Source organism: Corynebacterium ihumii (genome assembly GCF_028609825.1).
Lineage (GTDB): Bacteria > Actinomycetota > Actinomycetes > Mycobacteriales > Mycobacteriaceae > Corynebacterium > Corynebacterium afermentans.
Window position 1 is genome coordinate 750,336 of sequence record NZ_CP063190.1, and the last position, 19,028, is coordinate 769,363.

At 64.8% G+C, this 19,028-nt stretch carries 20 protein-coding genes; 9 read left to right on the forward strand and 11 right to left on the reverse strand.

The window, feature by feature from the left end:
* The first annotated feature begins 147 nt into the window (after nt 1-147).
* Entirely contained in the window at nt 148-507 is a 360-nt protein-coding gene (locus CIHUM_RS03785; RefSeq protein WP_034999949.1) for a DUF2200 family protein, read from the forward strand.
* On the opposite strand, the gene CIHUM_RS03790 is transcribed toward CIHUM_RS03785, so the two are convergent.
* The 4 genes from CIHUM_RS03790 to CIHUM_RS03805 all read right to left on the reverse strand — a co-directional run bounded on the left by CIHUM_RS03790 (nt 504) and on the right by CIHUM_RS03805 (nt 4,932).
* Complete coding sequence (locus CIHUM_RS03790) at nt 504-1,091, reverse strand: TetR/AcrR family transcriptional regulator (protein ID WP_081634454.1); 588 nt, start codon at nt 1,089-1,091, stop codon at nt 504-506. The genes CIHUM_RS03785 and CIHUM_RS03790 overlap by 4 nt on opposite strands.
* Nucleotides 1,092-1,093: 2 nt before the next feature.
* A complete protein-coding gene (locus tag CIHUM_RS03795; protein WP_034999538.1) occupies nt 1,094-3,451 on the reverse strand; it encodes an MMPL family transporter in 2,358 nt (785 codons plus the stop codon).
* A gap of 55 nt (nt 3,452-3,506) precedes the next feature.
* Nucleotides 3,507-4,637, reverse strand: coding sequence for an ATP-binding protein (locus tag CIHUM_RS03800; protein ID WP_034999539.1), 1,131 nt, complete (start codon nt 4,635-4,637; stop codon nt 3,507-3,509).
* 109 nt (nt 4,638-4,746) lie between these two features.
* Nucleotides 4,747-4,932, reverse strand: a complete 186-nt coding sequence (locus CIHUM_RS03805; protein ID WP_034999541.1) for a hypothetical protein — start codon at nt 4,930-4,932, stop codon at nt 4,747-4,749.
* A gap of 125 nt (nt 4,933-5,057) precedes the next feature.
* On the opposite strand from CIHUM_RS03805, the gene CIHUM_RS03810 reads away from it, so the two are divergent.
* Entirely contained in the window at nt 5,058-6,563 is a 1,506-nt protein-coding gene (locus CIHUM_RS03810; RefSeq protein ID WP_187370391.1) for a DASS family sodium-coupled anion symporter, read from the forward strand.
* On the opposite strand, the gene CIHUM_RS03815 is transcribed toward CIHUM_RS03810, so the two are convergent.
* Together CIHUM_RS03815 and CIHUM_RS03820 are read right to left on the reverse strand one after the other, a co-directional pair.
* The gene (locus CIHUM_RS03815; RefSeq protein WP_143313251.1) at nt 6,560-7,957 is read right to left on the reverse strand and encodes a hypothetical protein; all 1,398 of its coding nucleotides are present in this window, start codon (nt 7,955-7,957) and stop codon (nt 6,560-6,562) included. The two genes, CIHUM_RS03810 and CIHUM_RS03815, sit on opposite strands and share 4 nt — an antisense overlap.
* An 80-nt stretch (nt 7,958-8,037) precedes the next feature.
* Nucleotides 8,038-8,430 carry a hypothetical protein gene (locus CIHUM_RS03820; RefSeq protein ID WP_034999546.1) on the reverse strand — a complete coding sequence of 131 codons (393 nt, stop codon included), beginning with the start codon at nt 8,428-8,430 and terminating at the stop codon, nt 8,038-8,040.
* 27 nt (nt 8,431-8,457) lie between these two features.
* Here CIHUM_RS03820 and CIHUM_RS03825 point away from each other — a divergent pair, with 27 nt between their 5' ends.
* On the forward strand, nt 8,458-9,372 hold the full coding sequence (locus CIHUM_RS03825; RefSeq protein WP_051106445.1) for an ADP-ribosylglycohydrolase family protein: 915 nt from the start codon (nt 8,458-8,460) through the stop codon (nt 9,370-9,372).
* Here the strand turns inward: CIHUM_RS03825 and CIHUM_RS03830 are convergent.
* Nucleotides 9,358-10,419, reverse strand: coding sequence for an HNH endonuclease (locus CIHUM_RS03830; RefSeq protein WP_051106446.1), 1,062 nt, complete (start codon nt 10,417-10,419; stop codon nt 9,358-9,360). The genes CIHUM_RS03825 and CIHUM_RS03830 overlap by 15 nt on opposite strands.
* Nucleotides 10,420-10,562: 143 nt before the next feature.
* Between CIHUM_RS03830 and CIHUM_RS03835 the strand changes: the two genes are divergently transcribed.
* The 3 genes from CIHUM_RS03835 to bioD are packed head-to-tail and all read left to right on the forward strand — an operon-like array spanning nt 10,563 to nt 13,648.
* A complete protein-coding gene (locus tag CIHUM_RS03835; RefSeq protein WP_034999548.1) occupies nt 10,563-11,675 on the forward strand; it encodes a YihY/virulence factor BrkB family protein in 1,113 nt (370 codons plus the stop codon).
* A 42-nt stretch (nt 11,676-11,717) separates the two neighbouring features.
* A complete protein-coding gene (locus tag CIHUM_RS03840; protein ID WP_034999550.1) occupies nt 11,718-12,983 on the forward strand; it encodes an adenosylmethionine--8-amino-7-oxononanoate transaminase in 1,266 nt (421 codons plus the stop codon).
* The gene (gene bioD, locus CIHUM_RS03845) at nt 12,980-13,648 is read left to right on the forward strand and encodes a dethiobiotin synthase (protein ID WP_034999551.1); all 669 of its coding nucleotides are present in this window, start codon (nt 12,980-12,982) and stop codon (nt 13,646-13,648) included. The genes CIHUM_RS03840 and bioD overlap by 4 nt, the downstream gene beginning before the upstream one ends.
* Here the strand turns inward: bioD and CIHUM_RS03850 are convergent.
* Nucleotides 13,635-15,266 carry a peptide chain release factor 3 gene (locus tag CIHUM_RS03850; protein WP_034999553.1) on the reverse strand — a complete coding sequence of 544 codons (1,632 nt, stop codon included), beginning with the start codon at nt 15,264-15,266 and terminating at the stop codon, nt 13,635-13,637. The two genes, bioD and CIHUM_RS03850, sit on opposite strands and share 14 nt — an antisense overlap.
* Before the next feature lie 47 nt (nt 15,267-15,313).
* On the opposite strand from CIHUM_RS03850, the gene CIHUM_RS03855 reads away from it, so the two are divergent.
* Nucleotides 15,314-15,853 (forward strand): NADPH-dependent FMN reductase, encoded by a 540-nt coding sequence (locus tag CIHUM_RS03855; RefSeq protein ID WP_034999953.1) that lies wholly within the window; start codon nt 15,314-15,316, stop codon nt 15,851-15,853.
* Here CIHUM_RS03855 and CIHUM_RS03860 read toward each other — a convergent pair.
* On the reverse strand, nt 15,850-16,419 hold the full coding sequence (locus CIHUM_RS03860) for a DUF6891 domain-containing protein (RefSeq protein WP_034999954.1): 570 nt from the start codon (nt 16,417-16,419) through the stop codon (nt 15,850-15,852). The two genes, CIHUM_RS03855 and CIHUM_RS03860, sit on opposite strands and share 4 nt — an antisense overlap.
* Nucleotides 16,420-16,429: 10 nt before the next feature.
* Nucleotides 16,430-17,008, reverse strand: coding sequence for an aminoacyl-tRNA hydrolase (gene pth, locus CIHUM_RS03865; protein ID WP_187370392.1), 579 nt, complete (start codon nt 17,006-17,008; stop codon nt 16,430-16,432).
* Between pth and CIHUM_RS03870 the strand changes: the two genes are divergently transcribed.
* Together CIHUM_RS03870 and CIHUM_RS03875 are read left to right on the forward strand one after the other, a co-directional pair.
* Nucleotides 17,007-17,924, forward strand: a complete 918-nt coding sequence (locus CIHUM_RS03870) for an NAD(P)H-dependent flavin oxidoreductase (RefSeq protein WP_051106490.1) — start codon at nt 17,007-17,009, stop codon at nt 17,922-17,924. The two genes, pth and CIHUM_RS03870, sit on opposite strands and share 2 nt — an antisense overlap.
* A complete protein-coding gene (locus CIHUM_RS03875; protein ID WP_034999559.1) occupies nt 17,921-18,232 on the forward strand; it encodes a hypothetical protein in 312 nt (103 codons plus the stop codon). The genes CIHUM_RS03870 and CIHUM_RS03875 overlap by 4 nt, the downstream gene beginning before the upstream one ends.
* Here the strand turns inward: CIHUM_RS03875 and CIHUM_RS03880 are convergent.
* On the reverse strand, nt 18,229-19,023 hold the full coding sequence (locus CIHUM_RS03880) for a fumarylacetoacetate hydrolase family protein (protein ID WP_034999561.1): 795 nt from the start codon (nt 19,021-19,023) through the stop codon (nt 18,229-18,231). The genes CIHUM_RS03875 and CIHUM_RS03880 overlap by 4 nt on opposite strands.
* Between the last annotated feature and the right edge of the window lie 5 nt (nt 19,024-19,028).

Below are 19,028 nucleotides of genomic sequence, written 5' to 3' on the forward strand. Positions count from 1 at the left end.
CCCCCTAGGTTTCGTGCGGCAGCCCCCTGCTCCCGCTTATCGACGACACTAAAGTCCGCCACCTGCCCGCGCAAGAGATCCCGTGCTCATGAAAATGCGCACCGGCGAGGGAACCGCGCCGGGGGGGGGGGGGATATGGTTGCGGGCATGGATGAGCAAGCGAAGTTGGAGCGGGTCTACGCGTACCCGTTCGGCGACATTTACGGCAACTACCTGGCCAAAGTGGAGCGCAAGGGCCACAGCCGCGACGAGCTGGATGACGTGCTCGGCTGGTTCACCGGGCTCGCGCCAGGCGAGCTGAATGCGGCGGCGGAGTCGGATAAAACGCTGCGTGACTTCTTCGACGCGATCGCGCTCAACGCGAACACCGATTTGATCACCGGGAAGGTGTGCGGCGTGCGCGTCGAGGAGGTCGAGCAGGACCTCATGCGCAAGATCCGCCAGATGGACCTGCTTGTCGACGAGCTGGCCCGCGGCAAGAAGATCACCAGCATCAAGCGCGGCTAGCGCATGTCGCGCAGCACCTCGAATGCGCGTCGGACCAGAGCACGGCCGTCGTCAGCTGCGCGTGGCTCTGGCAGGGCCAAGTATGTCTTGACCGCGGTGGCGCCCGCGATGCCGTAGGCGTTGAGCAGCACTTCGGCGTCGAATGCTGTCGCGCCGGGGGTGCGCCCGCGGATACTCGCGACCATCGGCTGTGCGATTTCGCGCATGGTCTCCTCATCAGGGGGCGCCGCGGACTCCGCGCGGGTGCGATCACTCAGCAGCACGAGAGTGGATGCAGAGTAGAGCTCGAGGCCGTCCTCCTCGAGCGCGTCGATGATGATCGCCTCAATGGCTTCGGCAGCCGAGAGTTGCTCCGGCAGAGCCACGATCTGCTCGGCGATGGTAGCGAACACTTTGCGCAGGAACTCTTCCAGCGCTTCGTCGATGTCTGCGAAATAATTGTGGAAGGTCCGCGGGGACACGCCCGCACGCTCGGAGACTCGCGCGACGGTGGCGGCGGCCGTACCCTCTTCGAGCAGCAGGGCCGCGGCCGCCTCCGAGATGGCGCGCCGAGTCGCTGCCTTCTTCTCCTCGCGCAGGCTCATAGCTACACCTTAACCGGCTCAGCGCCTGGAGTTTCGTTGTGGTGCAGCTTCTCGCCCTCGATATCCAGATTCGGCAGCGCCTTGTCCAGCCAGCCGGGGATCTTCCAGGCGCGATTGTCCAGAATGTACATCGTGGCCGGGATCAGGGTCATGCGGACCACGAAGGCGTCGATAAGCACACCCGCGGCGAGCGCGAAGCCCATGGCCTTAATGAACGGCTCATCGATGAGCACGAACGCAGCAAACACCGAGATCATGATCAGCGCAGCCGCCGTGACCACGCGCGCACCGTGCTTGTAGCCGTTGGCCACAGCGTTGCCGGCGGTCTTGCCGCGAGAGACGAAGCCCTCGCGCATGCGGGTGACCAAAAAGACCTGGTAGTCCATGGCCAGGCCGAAGGTGAGACCAATGAGCATGATGGGGAGGAAGGACAGTAGCGGCTGCGGGTCCTCGATGAGACCGAACATGCCCTCCTGGAAGATGGCCACAGTGACGCCGAAAGTTGCGGCCATGGACAGGCCAAAGCCGAGTGCGGCAATTAGCGGCACCCACAGGGAGCGGAACACCAGCATGAGGACGATGAACGCAAGCCCCAGGACAATGGCGATGTAGGGCACGAGCACGTCGGAAAGCATCTGCGAGATGTCGTCGAAGATCGGCGTGATTCCGGTGATGCCGAACGTTGCACCGGTTTGGTCCTCGAACGACTGCTTGAACTCGCGCAGGCGCTCCAAGGTGTCGGTCGTAGCCTGGTCGGTCGCGCCCGAGTCCGGCGTGATCAGGATTTGGGCAGCGTCGAAGTTCTCAGTGGACTGGACGATCTGCGCGTTGACCACGCCCTCGGTGCCGGCGAAGTCCTGTAGCAGCGTCTGGTAGGCGCGCATGCGGTCTTGCTCAGCGATATCGGCGGTGTCCACGTACGCGATCATGGGGGCGTTGCGGCCGTGACCGAAGGCGTCGTCGATAAGCTCATACGCTTCGCGCTGCGGGGAGCCCAGCTTGGCAGTGCCGTCTGTCGGCATGGCCAGGCGCAAGTTTGCGGCGGGGATGGCGAGGATTCCCAGAAGCACCACGCCCGCGATGAGGTTGAGCCACGGGCGGGCGCGGATCTGCCGCGCCCACAACAGGCCCATGGTCGGTTTTTCGTCCTCCGGGTCTGGCACCTTCGGGCCGGGAATTCGGATCGCGAACGCGCGGGAACCCAGCAAACCGAGCAAAGACGGCAGGAACGTTAGCGCCACCAGAACTGCAATGGCGACAGTCGCCGCGGCGGCAAGTGCCATGGCGGTCAGGAACGGGATGCGGATGATCGATAGTGCGGCCAGCGCAATAAGCACAGTCGTGCCGGCGAAGACGACGGAACCGCCCGCGGTACCCAGCGCCATGCCCATGGCGTGGGCGCGCTTCGCCTTATCCATCTTCTTCAGCTCCTGCGCGAGTTCCTTAGGTGAGAGATCGTTGAGGCCGGAGGACGAAATCAGCTCGTTGCGAAAGCGCGCGACGATGAACAGGGAGTAGTCGATGCCCACGGCAAGCCCGATCATGGACGCCAGCGTCGGGGTCATGTCGGAGATCGAGTCGGTGAACAGGGTGCCCAGCTGCACGCCGAGGATGCCCACGCCCACGCCAATAACAGCGGCGATCAACGGCAGACCGGCGGCTACCAGAGAGCCGAAGGTGACTAGCAGCACGATCGCGGCAACCGCCATGCCGATAAGCTCGGAGGTGCCGTCCATTTCCCCGGCACTGCTGAACGCGTTGCCGTTGTACTTCACGGTGAGCCCGGAGTCGTCGTAACGTTCGAGAATGCCCCCGACCTCATCGAGGGTCTCCGCCGGGATTTCCATGATGTTGTCCTCAGCGAACGTGACGGACACAGTGCCGGTGGTTCCGTCCGGGTTCAGCGGCGACAGTGCCGCGATGTCAGCGTCGATCTGCTCCTGGGGCATACCCTGGGCCGCCTTAGCTTCGCTCATCTGCTTGGCCATGCCGCCGGCGGCGAGGACTGGGTTGACAATCGCGTCTGGATCGCGGAAATAGCCGGTGGCCTTGAGCTCTTCGAGCATCGCGTCGACCTCGGCCATCACCTCCGGGTCCTTCAGCGTCTTCTCCTCCGGTGCCTTGACCACGACGGTGCCGGAGGGCACGCTCATCGCGTCCTCGTCGGTGCCGAAGCGCTCGTTCATCTCCTCCTGCGTGACGGTGGAATCCATATCAGGCATGGAAAATGTGGGGCTGGGGGATTTTGCAAAGTTCACGGCGCCGAAGCCGAGGGCGGCCAAAAGGATCAGCCAGACGGCCAAGAACGGCCAGACTTTTTTGTATGACCAGCTGCCGAGCCGGTAGAGGAATTCAGACATGTTGCACACAGTACGCAAAGTTGCGCAGTGCGTGCAATATCTTAAGGTAGGGGTGCTAGTCCCAGCCTGTGTTGCGCGTAGCTCGTTGATTGAGGTGGTGGCCCATGTGGGGAATGACAAAGTTGAGCATTCCCCGGCGAGGGGAGTAGATCAGTTCCCGGTCGATAAGCTTCTGCCGCACCATGGAGACTTGCTGAACGCGTTTGCCCAGTTGCTGTGCGATGGCCGCGCTTGGTACCGCCTGCTGACCCTCCTGTACCTCGGCCATCGCTTCGAGGTATGCGAGCTCGGCGGCGGGCAGGTGCAGCAGCGCTGGTTGGTGGACTAAATCGCCCAGTGTTTTCAACACGTCTGGGGTCACTGCCGCGAGGTCGTCGTGGGAGACCGGCTGGTCCCGGCGGTTAGCACGCTCGAATAGGTGGTAGCCGAGGAGCTGGATCAAAAAGGGGTAGCCGCGGGTCAGCGCCGCGGCGTCCGTAAGTACCCCGTCGGGGATCTCCACGCCACCTTGCGCGGCGGTATCCCGAAGCACCGTCAGCGTTTCAGCTGGTGTCATTGGGGCGAGCACGGCGTGCTGAGCGCGGCGCAGAAACGTGGTGCCCGGGTGCTGCAGTAGTGACTCCACGCCGTCAGGCAATCCGGCGGCGGCGAAGGCGATGTCGCGCCCGTCCCGGCGCAGATCCTGAACCGCGGCCGTGAGTTGCCACAACTCTTTCGCGTTGACGCTTTGAACTTCGTCGAGGGTAATTAGTACGCCGGATTCGGGCGGCAGCTCATCGCAAAGCGTGTTCAGCGAACCGATCAAGGAGGGAGCCGGCTTGTCCCCTGGGGCGGCAGTGGTGGAAAACCCGCCGATGCCGGAGACCGTCACGCCTGAAATTCGGCGCCGGCCCGGATCCTGCTGCCGGAGTGTGGCGAGCGCCTGCGGGATCACGGTCGCAACTAGCGGTTCGATCAGCTCGTACGGCTGAGCGCGCAACACGATCCAGCCATGGCTGGCGGCTTCGTCTTCGAGCTCGTTGAGCGCGACCGTCTTACCGATGCCACGTGGCCCCGAAACGAGCAGGGTTCGCCGCGGGTCGCCGGGCCCGCCGTCCAGGCCGGCGCCGAAGTTACGTGTCAGGCTGTCGTCGCCACCGAGCACGACGGGGGAAACGCCGAACGTGGGGATGAAGGGATTACGCATCCGTGCCTCCTTGAGTCTTTATACTCTTTATACACGGGGAGGTCTTTATACTCTTTATACTCACAGCTCGGTGACGTTTTCCTGTGGAGTTCGCGGTTTTGTGAGGTTGTTACAGCAGGACGGATACGCCGCGCACGATCGAGTCCCACAGCCCGATCACCGAAAAGCTCAGCGCGTTCAGCGAATCCTGCCAGGACGCCGGCAAGAAGTTGTTGGTGATGTCGGTGGTCAGCATCGTGCGCAGATCCTCCGCACCGTGGTGCATGTTGTAGTTCAGCTGCGAGCTCAGATTCATGGCAGCGATGCTACCCCCAGCACGGCCGCGCGCCCCCGGTAAACCGTACAAACATCCCATTTTGCAGGCTTTATAGGAGTGACTAGCGTCAGGTATATAACAACCGAATCAAGGAGGGGCACGCAGTGGCTACAGCAGTCACACCAGCAGCTAACTCAGAGCAACAACCTGTGGAAAAGGAACGCAACACCGGCAAGGTCATCGCGTTCATCTTGGCGTTTGTGGCACTCGGGGTGGTGATGATGCTGCCGATTGCGGGCCTGGCCATGCCGGCGAAAATCGCGCTCGGCATGCTCGCCTTCGCCGTGATCATGTGGGTCACAGAAGCGGTGTCCTACTCGGTTTCCGCCGTGATCATCGTCGGCCTCATTGCGATCCTGCTCACCTTCGCCACCGACCCCGAGACCGGTCAGGCGGTCGGCGCTTCCAAGGGACTGAGCATCGCGATGAGCGGATTCTCCTCGTCTGCGGTGGCGCTCGTCGGTGCCGCGCTCGCGCTGGCAACAGCGATGCAGGCCACGGGGCTGCACCGCAGGCTGGCGCTCTACGTGCTCAAGACTGCGGGCGAGAAAGTCTCCAACATTGTCATCGGCGCGATCGTCATCTCCATCATCCTGGCGTTTTTCGTCCCGTCCGCGACGGCGCGCGCCGGCGCCGTCGTGCCGATCCTCATGGGCATGGTCGCCGCGTTCGGCCTGGCCAAGGAGTCGAAGCTGGCGGCGCTGCTGGTCATCACCGCGACGCAGGCGGTGTCCATTTGGAACGTCGGCATCAAAACTGCCGCGGCGCAGAACCTGGTAGCCGTCGGCTTCATCGAAGACCAGCTGGAACAGACCATCTCCTGGGGCCAGTGGTTCCTGTGGGCCGCGCCGTGGTCTGTGCTGATGTCGATCGCGCTGTTTTTCATCATGCGCTGGGCGATCAAGCCGGAGGCTGAGGCGATCGAGGGCGGGCGTGAGCTCGTCGAAAAGCAGCTTGCAGAGATGGGGCCGATGACCGGCGCCGAGAAGCGCCTCACCGCAATTGCCGTTGCGCTGCTGCTGTTCTGGGCGACGGAAGGCGTGCTGCACCCGATCAGCTCCGCCACCATCACCATCGTCGCGGTGGGCATCATGCTTACCCCGATCATCGGCGTGATGGACTGGAAATACGCCCAAGAACACATCAATTGGGGCACCCTGGTCGTCTTCGCCGCCGGTATCTCGCTGGGTAAGTTCCTGCTGGACACGGGCGCGGCGACCTGGTTGTCGGAGGCGACGTTCGGCGCCATCGGCCTCGCGTCCATGCCGATCATCGCCACGATCGCGCTGGTGAGCCTGTTTAACATTCTCATCCACTTGGGGTTCGCCTCGGCGACCTCGCTGGCGTCCGCGCTGATCCCGGTGTTCATCGCGCTGGCGGCCACCCTGGACGTGCCCAACAACGGCATCGGCTTCGTGATCATCCAGCAGTTCGTCATCTGCTTCGGCTTCCTGCTGCCGGTCTCCGCGCCGCAGAACATGCTGGCCTACGGCACCGGCGCGTTCACCTCCAAGCAGTTCCTGCGCACCGGTATCCCGCTAACGATCGTGGGCTACCTGCTCATCCTGCTGCTGTCGGCGACCTACTGGAACTGGATCGGTCTGCTCTAACAGGGGTCGTCGGTCCCAAGCACAGCGGCGACGTGGTACTCGGTACTGACCGCAAGCGGTGTGGAGCGTGCATCGAAAAGGCGCTGAGCGCGGCCGGCGACCTCAGCAGCAAGAGCGACCTCATCCGCCGATTCCGCTCCCACTGCTGCAGCGGTCAGTGTTCGCGCGAGCGCGAACACGCGCATGAGTCGGGGAATTGCATTCGCGTACACGGCGCCAGTCACTGCAACCGCGTCGGGTTCCGTTTCCATCAACACATCGCGCGCGGCACAAAGCAGCGAAATAGCCTTTGCTGCGTCATCCACGTTTCCGTATGAAAACCAATTCAGGACAATTTCGTGGGGCTGAAATGCTAGGTGAGGTGAGGGCGCGCAGCCCTCAAAATCGGGGACTACCAAGCAGCCCTCGGTGGTGACGTCAAGCGGGAGTGCGATCTCTTCTCTTCGCTTCACTACCGGAATGGCTTTGTCCAGGCCGATGAGCTCTTCTTCGCCTATGTCGGTGACCGCATAAGCCACCCTCTCACCGATGACTACGGGTTTTGTGAACTCGAAGACCACGTTATCCACATATTCGATGAGCTCTTTCGGGATGTCTTCGACGAGCATGTAGCTGTATTCGCCCCAGAAAGGGTTGATGATGCCGAGTTCCCGGAACCGCTCGAATTGCCGCTTTCTTGCGTTGCCATCAAGGTCGGTCGTCTGCAGACCCATCCGCCAGTACATGAGCAGCTGCAACTTCCACTCGGGCCGAAACTCGCGCGATTGGGCGCATTTGAGGTCTAGAAGTTGATGTTCGGTCGCGAGATCGTATTCGCCGCTGGTTACTTTTTGGGTGTGGTATCCGTCGATTAGCACGTGCGCGTTGGTGACCCTGGAACCTAACTGGGCCAGTTGCTTTTCTGCCACCCACACCGCGGCGTTGAACAGGCTGACGTGAAACTCGTTGAGGGAATCGGCCCACTCAATTAGTGCGAACGCCTCGTCTTCGATGCCGGGATCAATGAAACCAAACCGGTGTTGTGCGAGCCCGCACGCTTTGCCGATTGCGCGCATTACGTCGATTGGGATGAACATGTCGTCGGCTTCGAAAAACGCGCTGCGTTTAACTCCGATCGGTTTACGTTTTTGGCGGAACTCGGCTGTTAACTCGTGGTGCACGGCGCGTGCCACGCTGTTGTCCGCCAATTCGTCTTCGAGGAGAAACTCTAGGGCCGTTTCTAAGCCGAGGGGATGTCCGAAGTTGGCGCCAGGCCGGCAGAGTTCGAGCCGTAGCGCGAGCTCAATGATCGAGCCCATCCAGTTGCGCGGCTCGTTTTCCAATGACCTTCGCTGTTTCGGTGTCATCGTCGGACCTTCGACCGGCCGGCAGTGCAGCTCGATGGATTCCAGCAAGCGTTCACACTCGGGACTTCGGGCTACCTGCCTCGCTAGTTGCGTGCCACTCATTGGCTCGCGAGCTGAATCACACACGGCTACTCCACAATCAGGCCCAGGTGCAGCGCGGAAAGTTCGTGCTCGCCTGGGCCTTTCGGCAATTCAGCGAGCTCGCGGGCGGTCGCGGGCGTCACCGGAATGATCCACCCGAGCTTCGGGTCCAGCACCGGCACGGCCTCGCGGTCCACCGGCACGAAAGTGACGTCGCGTTCGCCTTCGTGCCGCAGCTGCACCGCGCCGCCTGCGGCGATGCGGTCGAGCGCGGCCACCGTGGTGGTCACGATGACCATCTTTTCCTCGGTGTCGGGGGAGAGTTTCGCGGTGTGCACCTCAAGCTTATCGACGTCCAAAGGTTCAAACCGGTCCGGAAAATCCACCAACGGCGTGTGGCCGAGGCCGAGGAGTTGGCGCGCGCGACTGAGAAGTCCCATGTTGGCTGAGTGTATAAGGTGGCGGTCATGGACATGATGTCGCGCGCCCGAGGAGTGCTCTACGGCCAGTGCATCGGAGATAACCTTGGGGCGCAGGTGGAGTTCTATAAGTCCGAAGACATCGCCGCCGAGTACCAAGGCGGGGTGCGCGAGATGCACGACGGCGGCTACTGGGGGCTGAAGGCTGGCCAGCCCACGGACGACACGGAGATGGCCATCGAGCTCATCGACGCCCTGCGCCGTGCTGGCGGGTTCGACGAGTCGGAGGCACTGGCCGGCTACCAGCGGTGGATGGCAACCGACCCGTTCGACGCCGGCAACACGTGCCGCAGCGCGCTGGAGCGCGGCGAGAAAGACCACGGGTCTCAGGCTAACGGGGCCTTGATGCGCATCAGCCCGCTCGCGGTTGCTTACGCAGGCAAACCCGAGGAAGCGGAACGCTTCGCCCGCGCCGACGCCGAGCTCACCCACCCGAACCCCATGACGGTGGCGGCTAACGCGGTGTACGCCGGTGCGCTCGCGGATGTGCTCGGGGGTGCGGACCCGCTGGAGGCACTGCGAACCCGCCTCGAGCGCGAAAACCTCGACCAGTACCGCGACGACCGTGCGATCGCCCGCGGCGACACCACAGCGACGTGGGAAACGCAGCTTCCCAACAATGGCGGGGGCTGGGTGTGCACCGCGCTCAACGCAGTCGTCTACCACGTCGCACAGGGCACCGACTTCGAGGAGGCGCTGGTGCAAACCATCGCGCTCGGCGGGGACACGGATACCAATGCCGCCATCGTGGGCGCATTTCTCGGTGGCGTGGTAGGGGAGCACTCCATCCCGCAGCGCTGGCGCGACGTCATCGACGTTATCGAGCCGCCGCTGGCCCACAACCGCCCGGAGCGCTACGTCCCGCGACCGTGCGATTGGGGTGAGGCGCTACTTGCCGAATAACAATTTCATCGCCCCGAACTGGTGGTACGGGTTCGGCACCGCATACCCCCTGGGTGAGACCCACACCGGCATCCCGCCGATGAAGCGCACGCGGCCGCGTTTGTTGATGTGCGCGTCATCGTCGTTCGTCCGGTTGTGGTACGGGCACAGCATAGCCAGGTTGTTCATGTTTGTCTCGCCGCCGTGCTTCCACGGCACGACGTGGTGCACTTCGCAGTGGTCGGCGGCGTGTCGGCAGTCGGGAACCAGGCACACCGGGGAGGTCGCCTTAGCCAGGATGCGCTGCTTCCAATTGGCGTGGCGCTGTCCCGTATACAGGTTCACAGCGCCCTCCTCCGGGTGGAAGAGCGCGACCTGGAGAGTGTCGCCGACGAGGTGCTGCAGGCACTCGGCGCCGGTGATGGTGGTGCCGTCGGTCAGCCCCAGGATCGTCTCGTCGCCGTCGCCGTCGAGGATGCGGACGTAATCCTCGAGCGGCACCAGGATCAGTGGGGTGGGGGAGGCGGTGGGTACGCTGTCGCCGTCGCGAAGCAATGCGACAAAACGCTCGAGCATTTGCGGGCCAGCGGGTTTGGAGGTGTCGATGCCGCGGCGCAGGGCCGCTTCGAGGTCGGCGAGGAAGCGTTCGTCGAAGATGATGCGCAGCACCCGCTTGCCGTCAACGGACTTGGAAAAGGAGATCGAATCCTTCCGCGGCTTCTTTACCGCCGGGATCAGCTCTTTCGCGGCGCGTTCGAGCGACTTGTACCGCTTCGACGCCTTGAGCAGCGCCAGCCGCAAACGCCACCGCGTGCCCTCGTGCGTGATGGGCTTGAGCCGGCGCTCGATCATGGCGAGCTGCTCCACGGAAAATTCCCCTTCGCGGGCCCTGTTCAATGCTTTGCGTTGCTGCTTGACGTGTCTCGTACGGCCGAAATACACCTTCTCCAGCTGCTGCCAGGCGGTGGCGGTGGTCGGGTTCATGCCGATGGAAAGAGCGGTGTCGCGGTCAAAATGTTCAAGGTGGGCGACGGTCGGGCGGTTTTGGACGAAGTGTTGGAAACTCATGCGGGCAAACCTAAACGCAAAAAGCAACCCCGCAAGCCCCCATAAACGAAATCTGTGGATAACCTGCTTCCGGCGCCCGGGTTATCCACAGATTTGCGACACCAGGGAACCGAGGTGACGCACGCCCGTTTACAGTGGTTGACATGGCAGAAAACGGCACCTCTTACCGCGCTGAGCTGGTCATGCCGTACGGCACCGGCGATGTGGTCGTTTCCCCGCACGACTACTCCTCACCGCTGGGCACCCGGCTGTCGCGCGCCGGTTGGAAGTCGGTGCTGCGCCGCATCGTCACCGACTTCGCCAACGACGCCATGGTGGACCGCGCAGCCGCGATGACGTACTACACGCTGCTGTCGGTTGCGCCGATACTGCTTGCGTCGTATTCCATTTTCAGCCTGCTCATGCCGCGCGAGGAGGACGCCCCGGATTCGCTGCTCGCCGAACTGATCCGCTCGTATGTGCCTGCGGAGTTGCAGGAAGATGCGCTGGCGCTGGTGCTGTCGATTGTCGGGACGCCGTCGCAAAGCACGATTGCCCTCGTGGTCTCTGTGCTGATCTCGCTGCTGTCGGCGTCGGGCTACGTGCGGTCGTTTTCGCGTAACGCGAACCTCATGTACGGCCGCACTGAAGGCCGCCCGATTGTGGTCACGTGGGCGACGATGTGGCTGGTCACGCTCGTGCTCGTCATCGGCGCGGTGGTGATTATTTTGGGCGCGCTGCTTACCGGCGGCATCGTCAACGCCGTCCTCGGACCCCTCGCACGTCCGCTGCAGCTGGAGGACGAGCTGGAGTACCTCACCTCGATTTTCCTGCCTGTGTGGGACTACCTGCGCGGCCCCGTGATCGCGGTGGTGGCAGTTGCGCTGGTCAGCGTGCTCTACCACTTCACCCCGAACGTGCGGCCCGGGCGGTTCCGGGTGCTGACGCTCGGCTCGGCGCTGGCGCTCACGGTGGCCAGCGCGCTGTGGGTGGGTTTCGGCTGGTATCTGAAACTGGTCGGCGTGCGTAGCACCTACGGCGCGTTCGGGACGGTGCTGGCGGTGCTGGTGCTCGTGTGGACGATGAACGTGGTGCTGCTGATGGGCGTGAAAATCGACGCCGAGATGCTGCGCGCCAAAGAACTGCAGGCGGGGATGGATTCGCGCCGTTGCATTCAGGCGCCGCCGCGCTCCAGCATGGGTGCTGCGGGGCGGTTGCAGATGCGGCGCTGGACTGACCGCGCAGCCGACGAAATCACTACCCAAAGTCGCGGCTGAACACCGTTCAAAACTAGCGGTGAGCTGCTAGGGTTCGTGTTCATGAACCCACGCGAGATCGCCGACATTGACGCTGCCCACATCTGGCACCCCTACGCGGAACCGGGGCAGTTTACCTACCCCGTCGAAAGCGCCAAGGGCCCACGCATCACGCTTTTCGACGGCCGCGTGCTCATCGACGCCATGTCCTCCTGGTGGGCCGCCATCCACGGCCACTGCAACCCGCGTTTGGTCTCGGCGGCGGAGGCGCAGATTGCGAAGATGAGCCACGTCATGTTCGGCGGGCTCACCCACGAACCAGCGGCGACGCTGACGAAACGCCTGCTGGAGTTGACCGGCGGGGCGTTTTCCCAGGTGTTTTACTCCGACTCAGGCTCGGTGTCGGTGGAGGTCGCGATGAAGATGGCGCTGCAGTACGCCATCGGGCAGGGGCACCCGGAGCGCACCACGTTTTTGACCTGGCGCTCCGGCTACCACGGCGACACGTTCGCCACCATGAGCGTGTGCGACCCGCAAGGCGGCATGCACGCGATGTGGGGCGACGCGCTGAAACCGCAGGTGTTTGCCCCCGCGCCGCCGGTGCGCGGCGCATCGGCCGGCGAGCATGCGGCGTATTTGGACGAGTTCGCACGGCTGATCACACCGGAGATCGCCGGCGTGATCGTCGAGCCAGTGGTCCAGGGCGCCGGCGGCATGCGCTTCCACGACCCCGAGCTGCTTGTGGGGCTACGCCAGCTTTGCGACGCCTCCGGCATCCCCCTCATCGCCGACGAAATCGCCACCGGGTTCGGCCGCACCGGCCAGCTGTTCACCACCCTGGACAACGGCGTCGTGCCCGACATCATGTGCGTAGGCAAGGCGATGACCGGCGGGTTTATGACACTCGCAGCCACCCTGGCCACCGAGAAAATCGCCTCGGGGATGGAGCCGCGCGCGCTCATGCACGGCCCAACCTTCATGGCCAACCCGCTCGCCTGCGCGGTGGCGGCCGAGTCCGTTGCCATGGTGGCGGAGGGGAAGTGGCGCGACCAGGTCGCCCGGATTGAAGGGGAGCTCGAGCGTGGCCTTCGCCCGCTGGCGGACATCCCGGGTGTGAATGATGTGCGCGTGCTTGGCGCCATCGGCGTGGTCGAGCTCGAGCACGACGCGCCCATGCGCGAAGCTACCGAGGCCGCCATGGCAGAAGGCGTGTGGATCCGCCCATTCGGCCGGCTGATCTACACCATGCCGCCCTACATCTGCTCGGAAGAGGACATCGCCCAGATCTGCCGGGGCATTGCGGCAGCAGTCAAGGAGGCTACGAAATGATCATTGCTGTCACCGGAACCAACACCGACGTGGGCAAAACGGTGGCCACCGCCGCCATCGCCGCCGTGCTCAAACGCCGCGGCTTCGACGTGGTAGCAGCCAAGCCCATCCAGACGGGCGAGGAGGCGGGGCAGGGGGATGCGTCAGCCGTCGCAAAGCTTGCTGGCATCGAGACGTTCGAGCGGTGGCGCTACCCGGAACCCCTCGCCCCGAACCTCGCCGCGCGGCGCGCCGGGATCCAGACCCCGAGCCTGGACGAAGTCACCGAGTGGATCCGCAGCCTCGATGCCCCGAAGCGCGTGGTGCTGGTGGAAGGCGCCGGCGGGCTGCTCGTGCGGCTCGCGGACGACTACACCCTCGCCGACATCGCCAAAGCCACAGGCGCGCCGCTCGTGGTGGTCACCTCGCTGGGGCTGGGCAGCCTGAACCTCGCCGAGCTGACCTGCGTCCACGCCCGCGCGACGGGACTGGAGGTGCTGGGGCTCATCGGCGGCAGCATGCCGGACAACCCGAACCTGCCCACGCGCCTCAACGTCGAAGAGATGCCGGAAGTCACCGGCGCCGAGTACTGGGGCCACCTGCCGGAAGGCTGCGGGCGACTCAGCCAAGACGAGTTCGCCGATGTGGCCTGGGAGGCGATCGGGGCGCGAGTTAGTCCGCGATAAGTGGCTCGATGGTCAGCTCCGGGTGCTCCTTTTCCACGAACGCGAGCTTCCATTTGTCGCCGAACAGGGCGATCAGCTCGCCGTCGGTGCGGGTGAAGATTTCCACGCCGCGCTGACGCCCCAGCTCCGGCGCGGAGTCGGCGTCGGTGCGGCGCGCCACCGAGTACGGGATCGGCTCGGTGACGGTTTCGACGTTGTACTCGTTTTCCATGCGCGCCTGCATGACCTCGAACTGCATCGGGCCGACTGCGGCCATCACCGGGGCGGCGTCGCCGCGGGCGTCGTTGCGCAGGATCTGCACGACGCCCTCGGCGTCTAGCTGGTCCAATGCCTTGCGGAACTGTTTGTACTTGCCCAGCGACTTGGCGCGCAGCGTGCGGAAGTGCTCCGGCGCGAACTGCGGCATCGGCGGGAACTGGACCTTCTTGCCGGCGTAGATCGTGTCGCCAGGTGCCAAAGCACCGGCGTTGACAAGGCCGATGATGTCGCCCGGGTACGCCGTTTCCACCGTGTCGCGGTTGCGGCCGAACACCGTCAGCGCGTACTTCGTGGAAAACGACCGGCTGGACTGCGCGTGCGTGACCTGCATGCCGCGGTCGAACTCGCCGGAGACCACGCGCATGAATGCCAGGGTGTCGCGGTGGTTTTTGTCCATGCCGGCCTGGACCTTGAACACCACGCCGGAGAAGTCGTCGCCGACTTCGCGCTGTTCGTCCATCGCGGTGGTGGACGCCTCGATGGCCTTCGGGTCCGAGGCGCGGCCCTCTGGCGCCGGGGCGATGGCGCACAGCGTGTCCAGGATCTGGTGCACGCCGAAGTTCAGCATCGCGGAGGCGAAGATGATCGGCGAGGTGATGCACTGCTCGAAGAGTTGCTGGTCGTGCACGGCGCCGTCTTCAAGCAAAAGCGACGCTTCCTCGACGGCGGTGTCCCACACGTCGCCTTCCTTCGCCGCGGCCTCGTCGGGGGCGTAGTGCTCCTCCGGGGCGATGGTGGAGCCGCCGGCGGTGCGGGTGAAGTGCACGTACCCGTCGATCTCGCCGTCGCGTGAGACGTGCGCCAGGCCGCGGAAATCGCCCGCCTCGCCGACCGGCCAGTACAGCGGGGTCGGCTGCAGGTCGATCTCGGAAACGATCTCGTCGACAAGCTCAAGCGGCTCGCGGCCCACGCGGTCCCACTTGTTAATCACGGTGACAATCGGCAAACCCCGGGCCTTGCACACGCGGAACAGTTTCAGGGTTTGCGGCTCGAGGCCCTTGGCTGCGTCGATAAGCATGACCGCAGCATCGACAGCGGAAAGCACGCGGTAGGTGTCCTCGGAGAAGTCCGCGTGGCCCGGCGTGTCCACCAGGTTGACCACGTACGGCTCGCCCTCGTGGCCGTCGGGGGCGTACTCGAACTGCAGCGCGGAGGACGCGACGGAAATGCCGCGGTCCTTTTCCATCTCCATCCAGTCCGACACGGTGGACTTGCGGTTGCCCTTGCCGTGCACCGCTCCGGCCTCCGAAATCACGTGCGCGTGCAGCGCCAGCGCCTCCGTGATCGTCGACTTACCGGCGTCCGGGTGGGCGATGACGGCGAATGTGCGGCGGCGCGCGGCCTCGGAAACGGTACTCATAAGCAGCTAGCTTATCGACGCACCTCCGGCCAAGTACAGTCGTGTCCATGACAACAATCGGAGTGTTTCTTGGATCTCTACGCTCTGGCCGCATCGGCGAGCACATCGGTGCCTGGGTGATGGACGCCGCCGCCGAGCGCGACGCGGACTACCGCCTGCTCGACCTGGCCGATTTCGACGTGCCGCACCTGGTTGCGGAGGTCGTGCCTGGTGCGGCGAACAAGCAGTACGACGACCCTGCCGTCACCGCCTGGTCCGAGGCCGTGGACGCCTGCGACGGGTTCGTCTTTGTCACCCCGGAGTACAACCACTCCATCCCGGGCACGATGAAAAACGCCTTCGACTCGTTGTTCGGCGAGTGGGCCGGAAAGCCCGTGGCGTTTGTGGGCTACGGCGCGGACGGCGGTGTGCGCGCGGTGGAGCACTGGCGCCAGATCGTGGCGAATCTGTCCATGCGCGGCATCCGCAACCAGGTGGCGCTGAACATTTTCGGCGAGGACGTCGAGGATGGCGAGCTCGCTCCGCGCGAGCACAAGCTGGCGGCGCTCACGCGCGCGCTGGATGACCTGGAGGCCGAGCTGGGCTAGTCCGCCAGCGGGAGCTCGAACTTCAGGCCGCTGCACTCGATGCGCGCGGTGTGCGAGCCGTTCCATTCAGGCGTGAAGCCGACCTCTTCGATCGCGTCGACGACTGCCTGGCCGATTTCGGCGTCGGACTCGTCGCCGGGGTTGTCCAGGGAGCTGAAGCCGAATAGGAGCTTGCCGGTGTGGATGACGCTGTCGATGTCCTGCATGGTGCAGTAGGCGTAGCCTTTATGGCCGTCTTCGCGGGCGACGTCGGCGCCGTCCTCGGCGGCCTCGCCCATGTCGTAGCCCTCGTCGAAGGAGAAGGCGAGATCGCGCTTGGCCAGGGCGTCGCGCAGCGCGTCGATGCGTTTGGCATCCTCGGAGGCTTCGGGGACTAAGCGGGCGTATTCGTCCCGGACCTCCTCGAAGACGGACACGGGGACCCCGTCGTCCTCGAGTCCGGCGGTGATCATGTCTGCGCTCCAGCCGTGGCAGAGCTGCAGGGAGATTGCGCTGGTGGTCTCGTCGGGTTCAAAAAGTCCGGGTGCGGGCGGGTATTTGCTGTCGAACATGGCGTGGTGTGTCATGCCCCACACGCTACCGTGCGGCGTGGATCACATTCTGGGCCTTGCCTAGGCCTTCGCTGACAATCAACTGCACGGCCTCGGCGGCGAGCGTGACCTGGGCGGAAATGTCGCCCTCGACGGGGGAGAGCACCCAGTCCGGCACCGCCACACCTTTCGGCGGGCGCCCGATGCCCATGCGCACACGCAGGTAGTCGCGGGTGCCCAGGTGTTCGGTGATGGACTTCAGCCCGTTGTGGCCGTTTTCGTTGCCGCCGAGTTTCACGCGCACTTTCCCGGCGGGCAGGTCCAGCTCGTCGTGCACCACGATGATGCGCTCCGGCGTAACCCCCAGGGCCTGGGCCAGCGGGCCGACGGCCTCGCCGGTGGTGTTCATGTACGTCGTGGACCGGGCGTAAGCCACGCCGTCGCGCACCTGCACATGGGCTTTGATGCCGGGCACCGGCTTGAGCTGGTCGGCGAGCTCGTCGAGCGCCATGTACCCCACGTTGTGCCTGGTGGCGGCGTATTTCGCACCCGGGTTGCCCAGCCCCACCACGAGCCACTCCGCCTCCAGTGTGGGTGTGCGTTTGCGCCTGAAGAATCCGAACATGATGCATACTTTAGCCATGGACTTTCCACGCGTAGTCGCAGCGCCCATGGCCGGCGGGCCGTCCACGCCCGCGCTCGTCAACGCGGTGAGCTTCGGGTTCATCGCGCTCGGCACCTGCACCGCCGTCCAAGCACGCGAGTGGCTCGCCGCGTGCGAGCCGCCGTTCGGCGCCAACCTGTTTGTGCCGCAGCGCGAGCCTTTGCTTGACGACGTCCTCACGCTCGCCGGCCGCCTCCACCAAAAAGTCCCGGACGTCTCCTCCGATTACGCCGAGAAGTTCACGCTCGTTCTCGATGCCGCGCCCGCAGTGGTCTCCTCGACGTTCGGCTGCTTCACCGAAGCCGAGATCGCCCAACTGCACGCCGCGGGCTCGGAGGCGTGGGCGACGGTAACCAACCCGGTCGAGATCGCCGAGGCGCAGCGCAGGGGCGTCGACGGCATGATCGTCCAGGGCCCGCGCGCCGGCGGCCACCGCGCAACCTGGGACCAGCACGACGATCCCGATCAGCGCCCGCTGGAGGAGCTGCTCGCGCTCGCGGACGGTCCGGTGATCGCGGCGGGAGGCGTGCGGGGACCGGAGGACGTCGCCAAGCTTGATGTCCCCGTCGCCTGCGGCACCGCATTTTTGCTTGCGGACGAGGCCGGCACGAGCGAGCGCAACCGGCAGCTGCTGCGCTCAGGCGCACCTGCCGTGGTCACGCGCGCGTTTTCCGGACGGTGGGCGAGCGGGGTGGAAACCGCGTTCACCCGCGAGCACCCGGACCTGCCGCCGACCTACCCATACCTGCGCCCCATGACCAGGGACAACGACTACTGCCTCGTCGGTGCGGACCGCGGCGAGCTCATGGCCGCACCCGCGCGCGAGATCGAGCGGATGCTAACGGCCTCGCCGACCGGGGCGATGTTTGAGGTATGAAACTTTCCAAGATCGCCATTGCCACCGCAACCACCGGCGCGCTTGCGATGGGCGCGCTCGCCCCGGCCGCTCCCGCCGCGCCTGCCGAAAGCGACCGCGCGTACAGCGGCAGCTCGTGGGGGCTGTACAGCTTCCTCATGACCAATCTCATGAACGGGCTCGACCAGATCAACGGGGGCGCGGACAGGCACCCGACCGAGAAATTCGGTGGGGTCATGCTCAGCGCGTTGCCGCTGGCGATCCTGCTGTTCCCGCTGCAGATGATCGCCGAGGCTGAGGTCCGCCTGCTGGACCGCTTGGGCGTCTAGTACACCCGCGTGGTGTTCTCGATCGCGCCCAAGCCCTCGATTTCCACGCGCACCGTGTCGCCGTTAGCGAGGTAGCGCTTCGGCTCGCGGGCGTGGCCCACGCCGGCGGGGGTGCCGGTGGCGATGACGTCGCCGGGCTCGAGCGGGTAGAGATGCGAGATGAACTCCACCAGCTTCGCCGGGGTGAACACCAGATCGTCGGTGGGGGCGTGCTGCATCACCTCGCCGTTGACGGTGGTGGTGATCGCAGGGCCCGGCTGCCACTCGGTGTCCAGCCACGGGCCGAAGCCGGCGGTCTTCTCCAGCGATTTGCCCTGGTGCCACTGCTGCGTGCGCTTTTGAAAGTGGCGCTGGGTGTAGTCGTTGATCACCGAGTAGCCCGCGATGTGCTCCGCGCCGTTTGCGGCATGGCGAGCGCGGGTGCCGATGATGACCGCGAGCTCGCCCTCGAAATCGAGCGTGTCGGCGTTGAAGCTGGGCACCTCGGCGTCGTCGTAGGCGCCGATGAGCGCCTCCGGGTACTTGATAAACAAGGTGGGCACATCGGGTTGCTCGTGGCCCATCTCCGCGATGTGCTTGGCGTAGTTCAGGCCGACGCAGATGATCTTGCCAGGCCGCGGGATCACCGGCGCGAGGTCGCCAGGAGCGAAGGTGATCTCCTCGCCTTCGTCGAAGGTGCCGTCGCGCAACAGCTTGCCGACGTCCTCCGCGCCCAGCTTGACCGCCCTATTGTCATCGGTGATGCGCGCGGCGGTGGTGGTGTCTCCGGTTCTGATCGTGGCAAGTTTCATGCGCG

What these genes read in the sequence shown, in the direction of transcription:
- CIHUM_RS03785 (WP_034999949.1), top strand. Translation starts at nt 148, where the DNA reads ATGGATGAGCAAGCGAAGTTGGAGCGGGTCTACGCGTACCCGTTCGGC.
- CIHUM_RS03790 (WP_081634454.1), bottom strand. Translation starts at nt 1,091, where the DNA reads ATGAGCCTGCGCGAGGAGAAGAAGGCAGCGACTCGGCGCGCCATCTCG.
- CIHUM_RS03795 (WP_034999538.1), bottom strand. Translation starts at nt 3,451, where the DNA reads ATGTCTGAATTCCTCTACCGGCTCGGCAGCTGGTCATACAAAAAAGTC.
- CIHUM_RS03800 (WP_034999539.1), bottom strand. Translation starts at nt 4,637, where the DNA reads ATGCGTAATCCCTTCATCCCCACGTTCGGCGTTTCCCCCGTCGTGCTC.
- CIHUM_RS03805 (WP_034999541.1), bottom strand. Translation starts at nt 4,932, where the DNA reads ATGAATCTGAGCTCGCAGCTGAACTACAACATGCACCACGGTGCGGAG.
- CIHUM_RS03820 (WP_034999546.1), bottom strand. Translation starts at nt 8,430, where the DNA reads ATGGGACTTCTCAGTCGCGCGCGCCAACTCCTCGGCCTCGGCCACACG.
- CIHUM_RS03825 (WP_051106445.1), top strand. Translation starts at nt 8,458, where the DNA reads ATGGACATGATGTCGCGCGCCCGAGGAGTGCTCTACGGCCAGTGCATC.
- CIHUM_RS03830 (WP_051106446.1), bottom strand. Translation starts at nt 10,419, where the DNA reads ATGAGTTTCCAACACTTCGTCCAAAACCGCCCGACCGTCGCCCACCTT.
- CIHUM_RS03835 (WP_034999548.1), top strand. Translation starts at nt 10,563, where the DNA reads ATGGCAGAAAACGGCACCTCTTACCGCGCTGAGCTGGTCATGCCGTAC.
- CIHUM_RS03840 (WP_034999550.1), top strand. Translation starts at nt 11,718, where the DNA reads ATGAACCCACGCGAGATCGCCGACATTGACGCTGCCCACATCTGGCAC.
- bioD (WP_034999551.1), top strand. Translation starts at nt 12,980, where the DNA reads ATGATCATTGCTGTCACCGGAACCAACACCGACGTGGGCAAAACGGTG.
- CIHUM_RS03850 (WP_034999553.1), bottom strand. Translation starts at nt 15,266, where the DNA reads ATGAGTACCGTTTCCGAGGCCGCGCGCCGCCGCACATTCGCCGTCATC.
- CIHUM_RS03855 (WP_034999953.1), top strand. Translation starts at nt 15,314, where the DNA reads ATGACAACAATCGGAGTGTTTCTTGGATCTCTACGCTCTGGCCGCATC.
- CIHUM_RS03860 (WP_034999954.1), bottom strand. Translation starts at nt 16,419, where the DNA reads ATGACACACCACGCCATGTTCGACAGCAAATACCCGCCCGCACCCGGA.
- CIHUM_RS03870 (WP_051106490.1), top strand. Translation starts at nt 17,007, where the DNA reads ATGATGCATACTTTAGCCATGGACTTTCCACGCGTAGTCGCAGCGCCC.
- pth (WP_187370392.1), bottom strand. Translation starts at nt 17,008, where the DNA reads ATGTTCGGATTCTTCAGGCGCAAACGCACACCCACACTGGAGGCGGAG.
- CIHUM_RS03875 (WP_034999559.1), top strand. Translation starts at nt 17,921, where the DNA reads ATGAAACTTTCCAAGATCGCCATTGCCACCGCAACCACCGGCGCGCTT.
- CIHUM_RS03880 (WP_034999561.1), bottom strand. Translation starts at nt 19,023, where the DNA reads ATGAAACTTGCCACGATCAGAACCGGAGACACCACCACCGCCGCGCGC.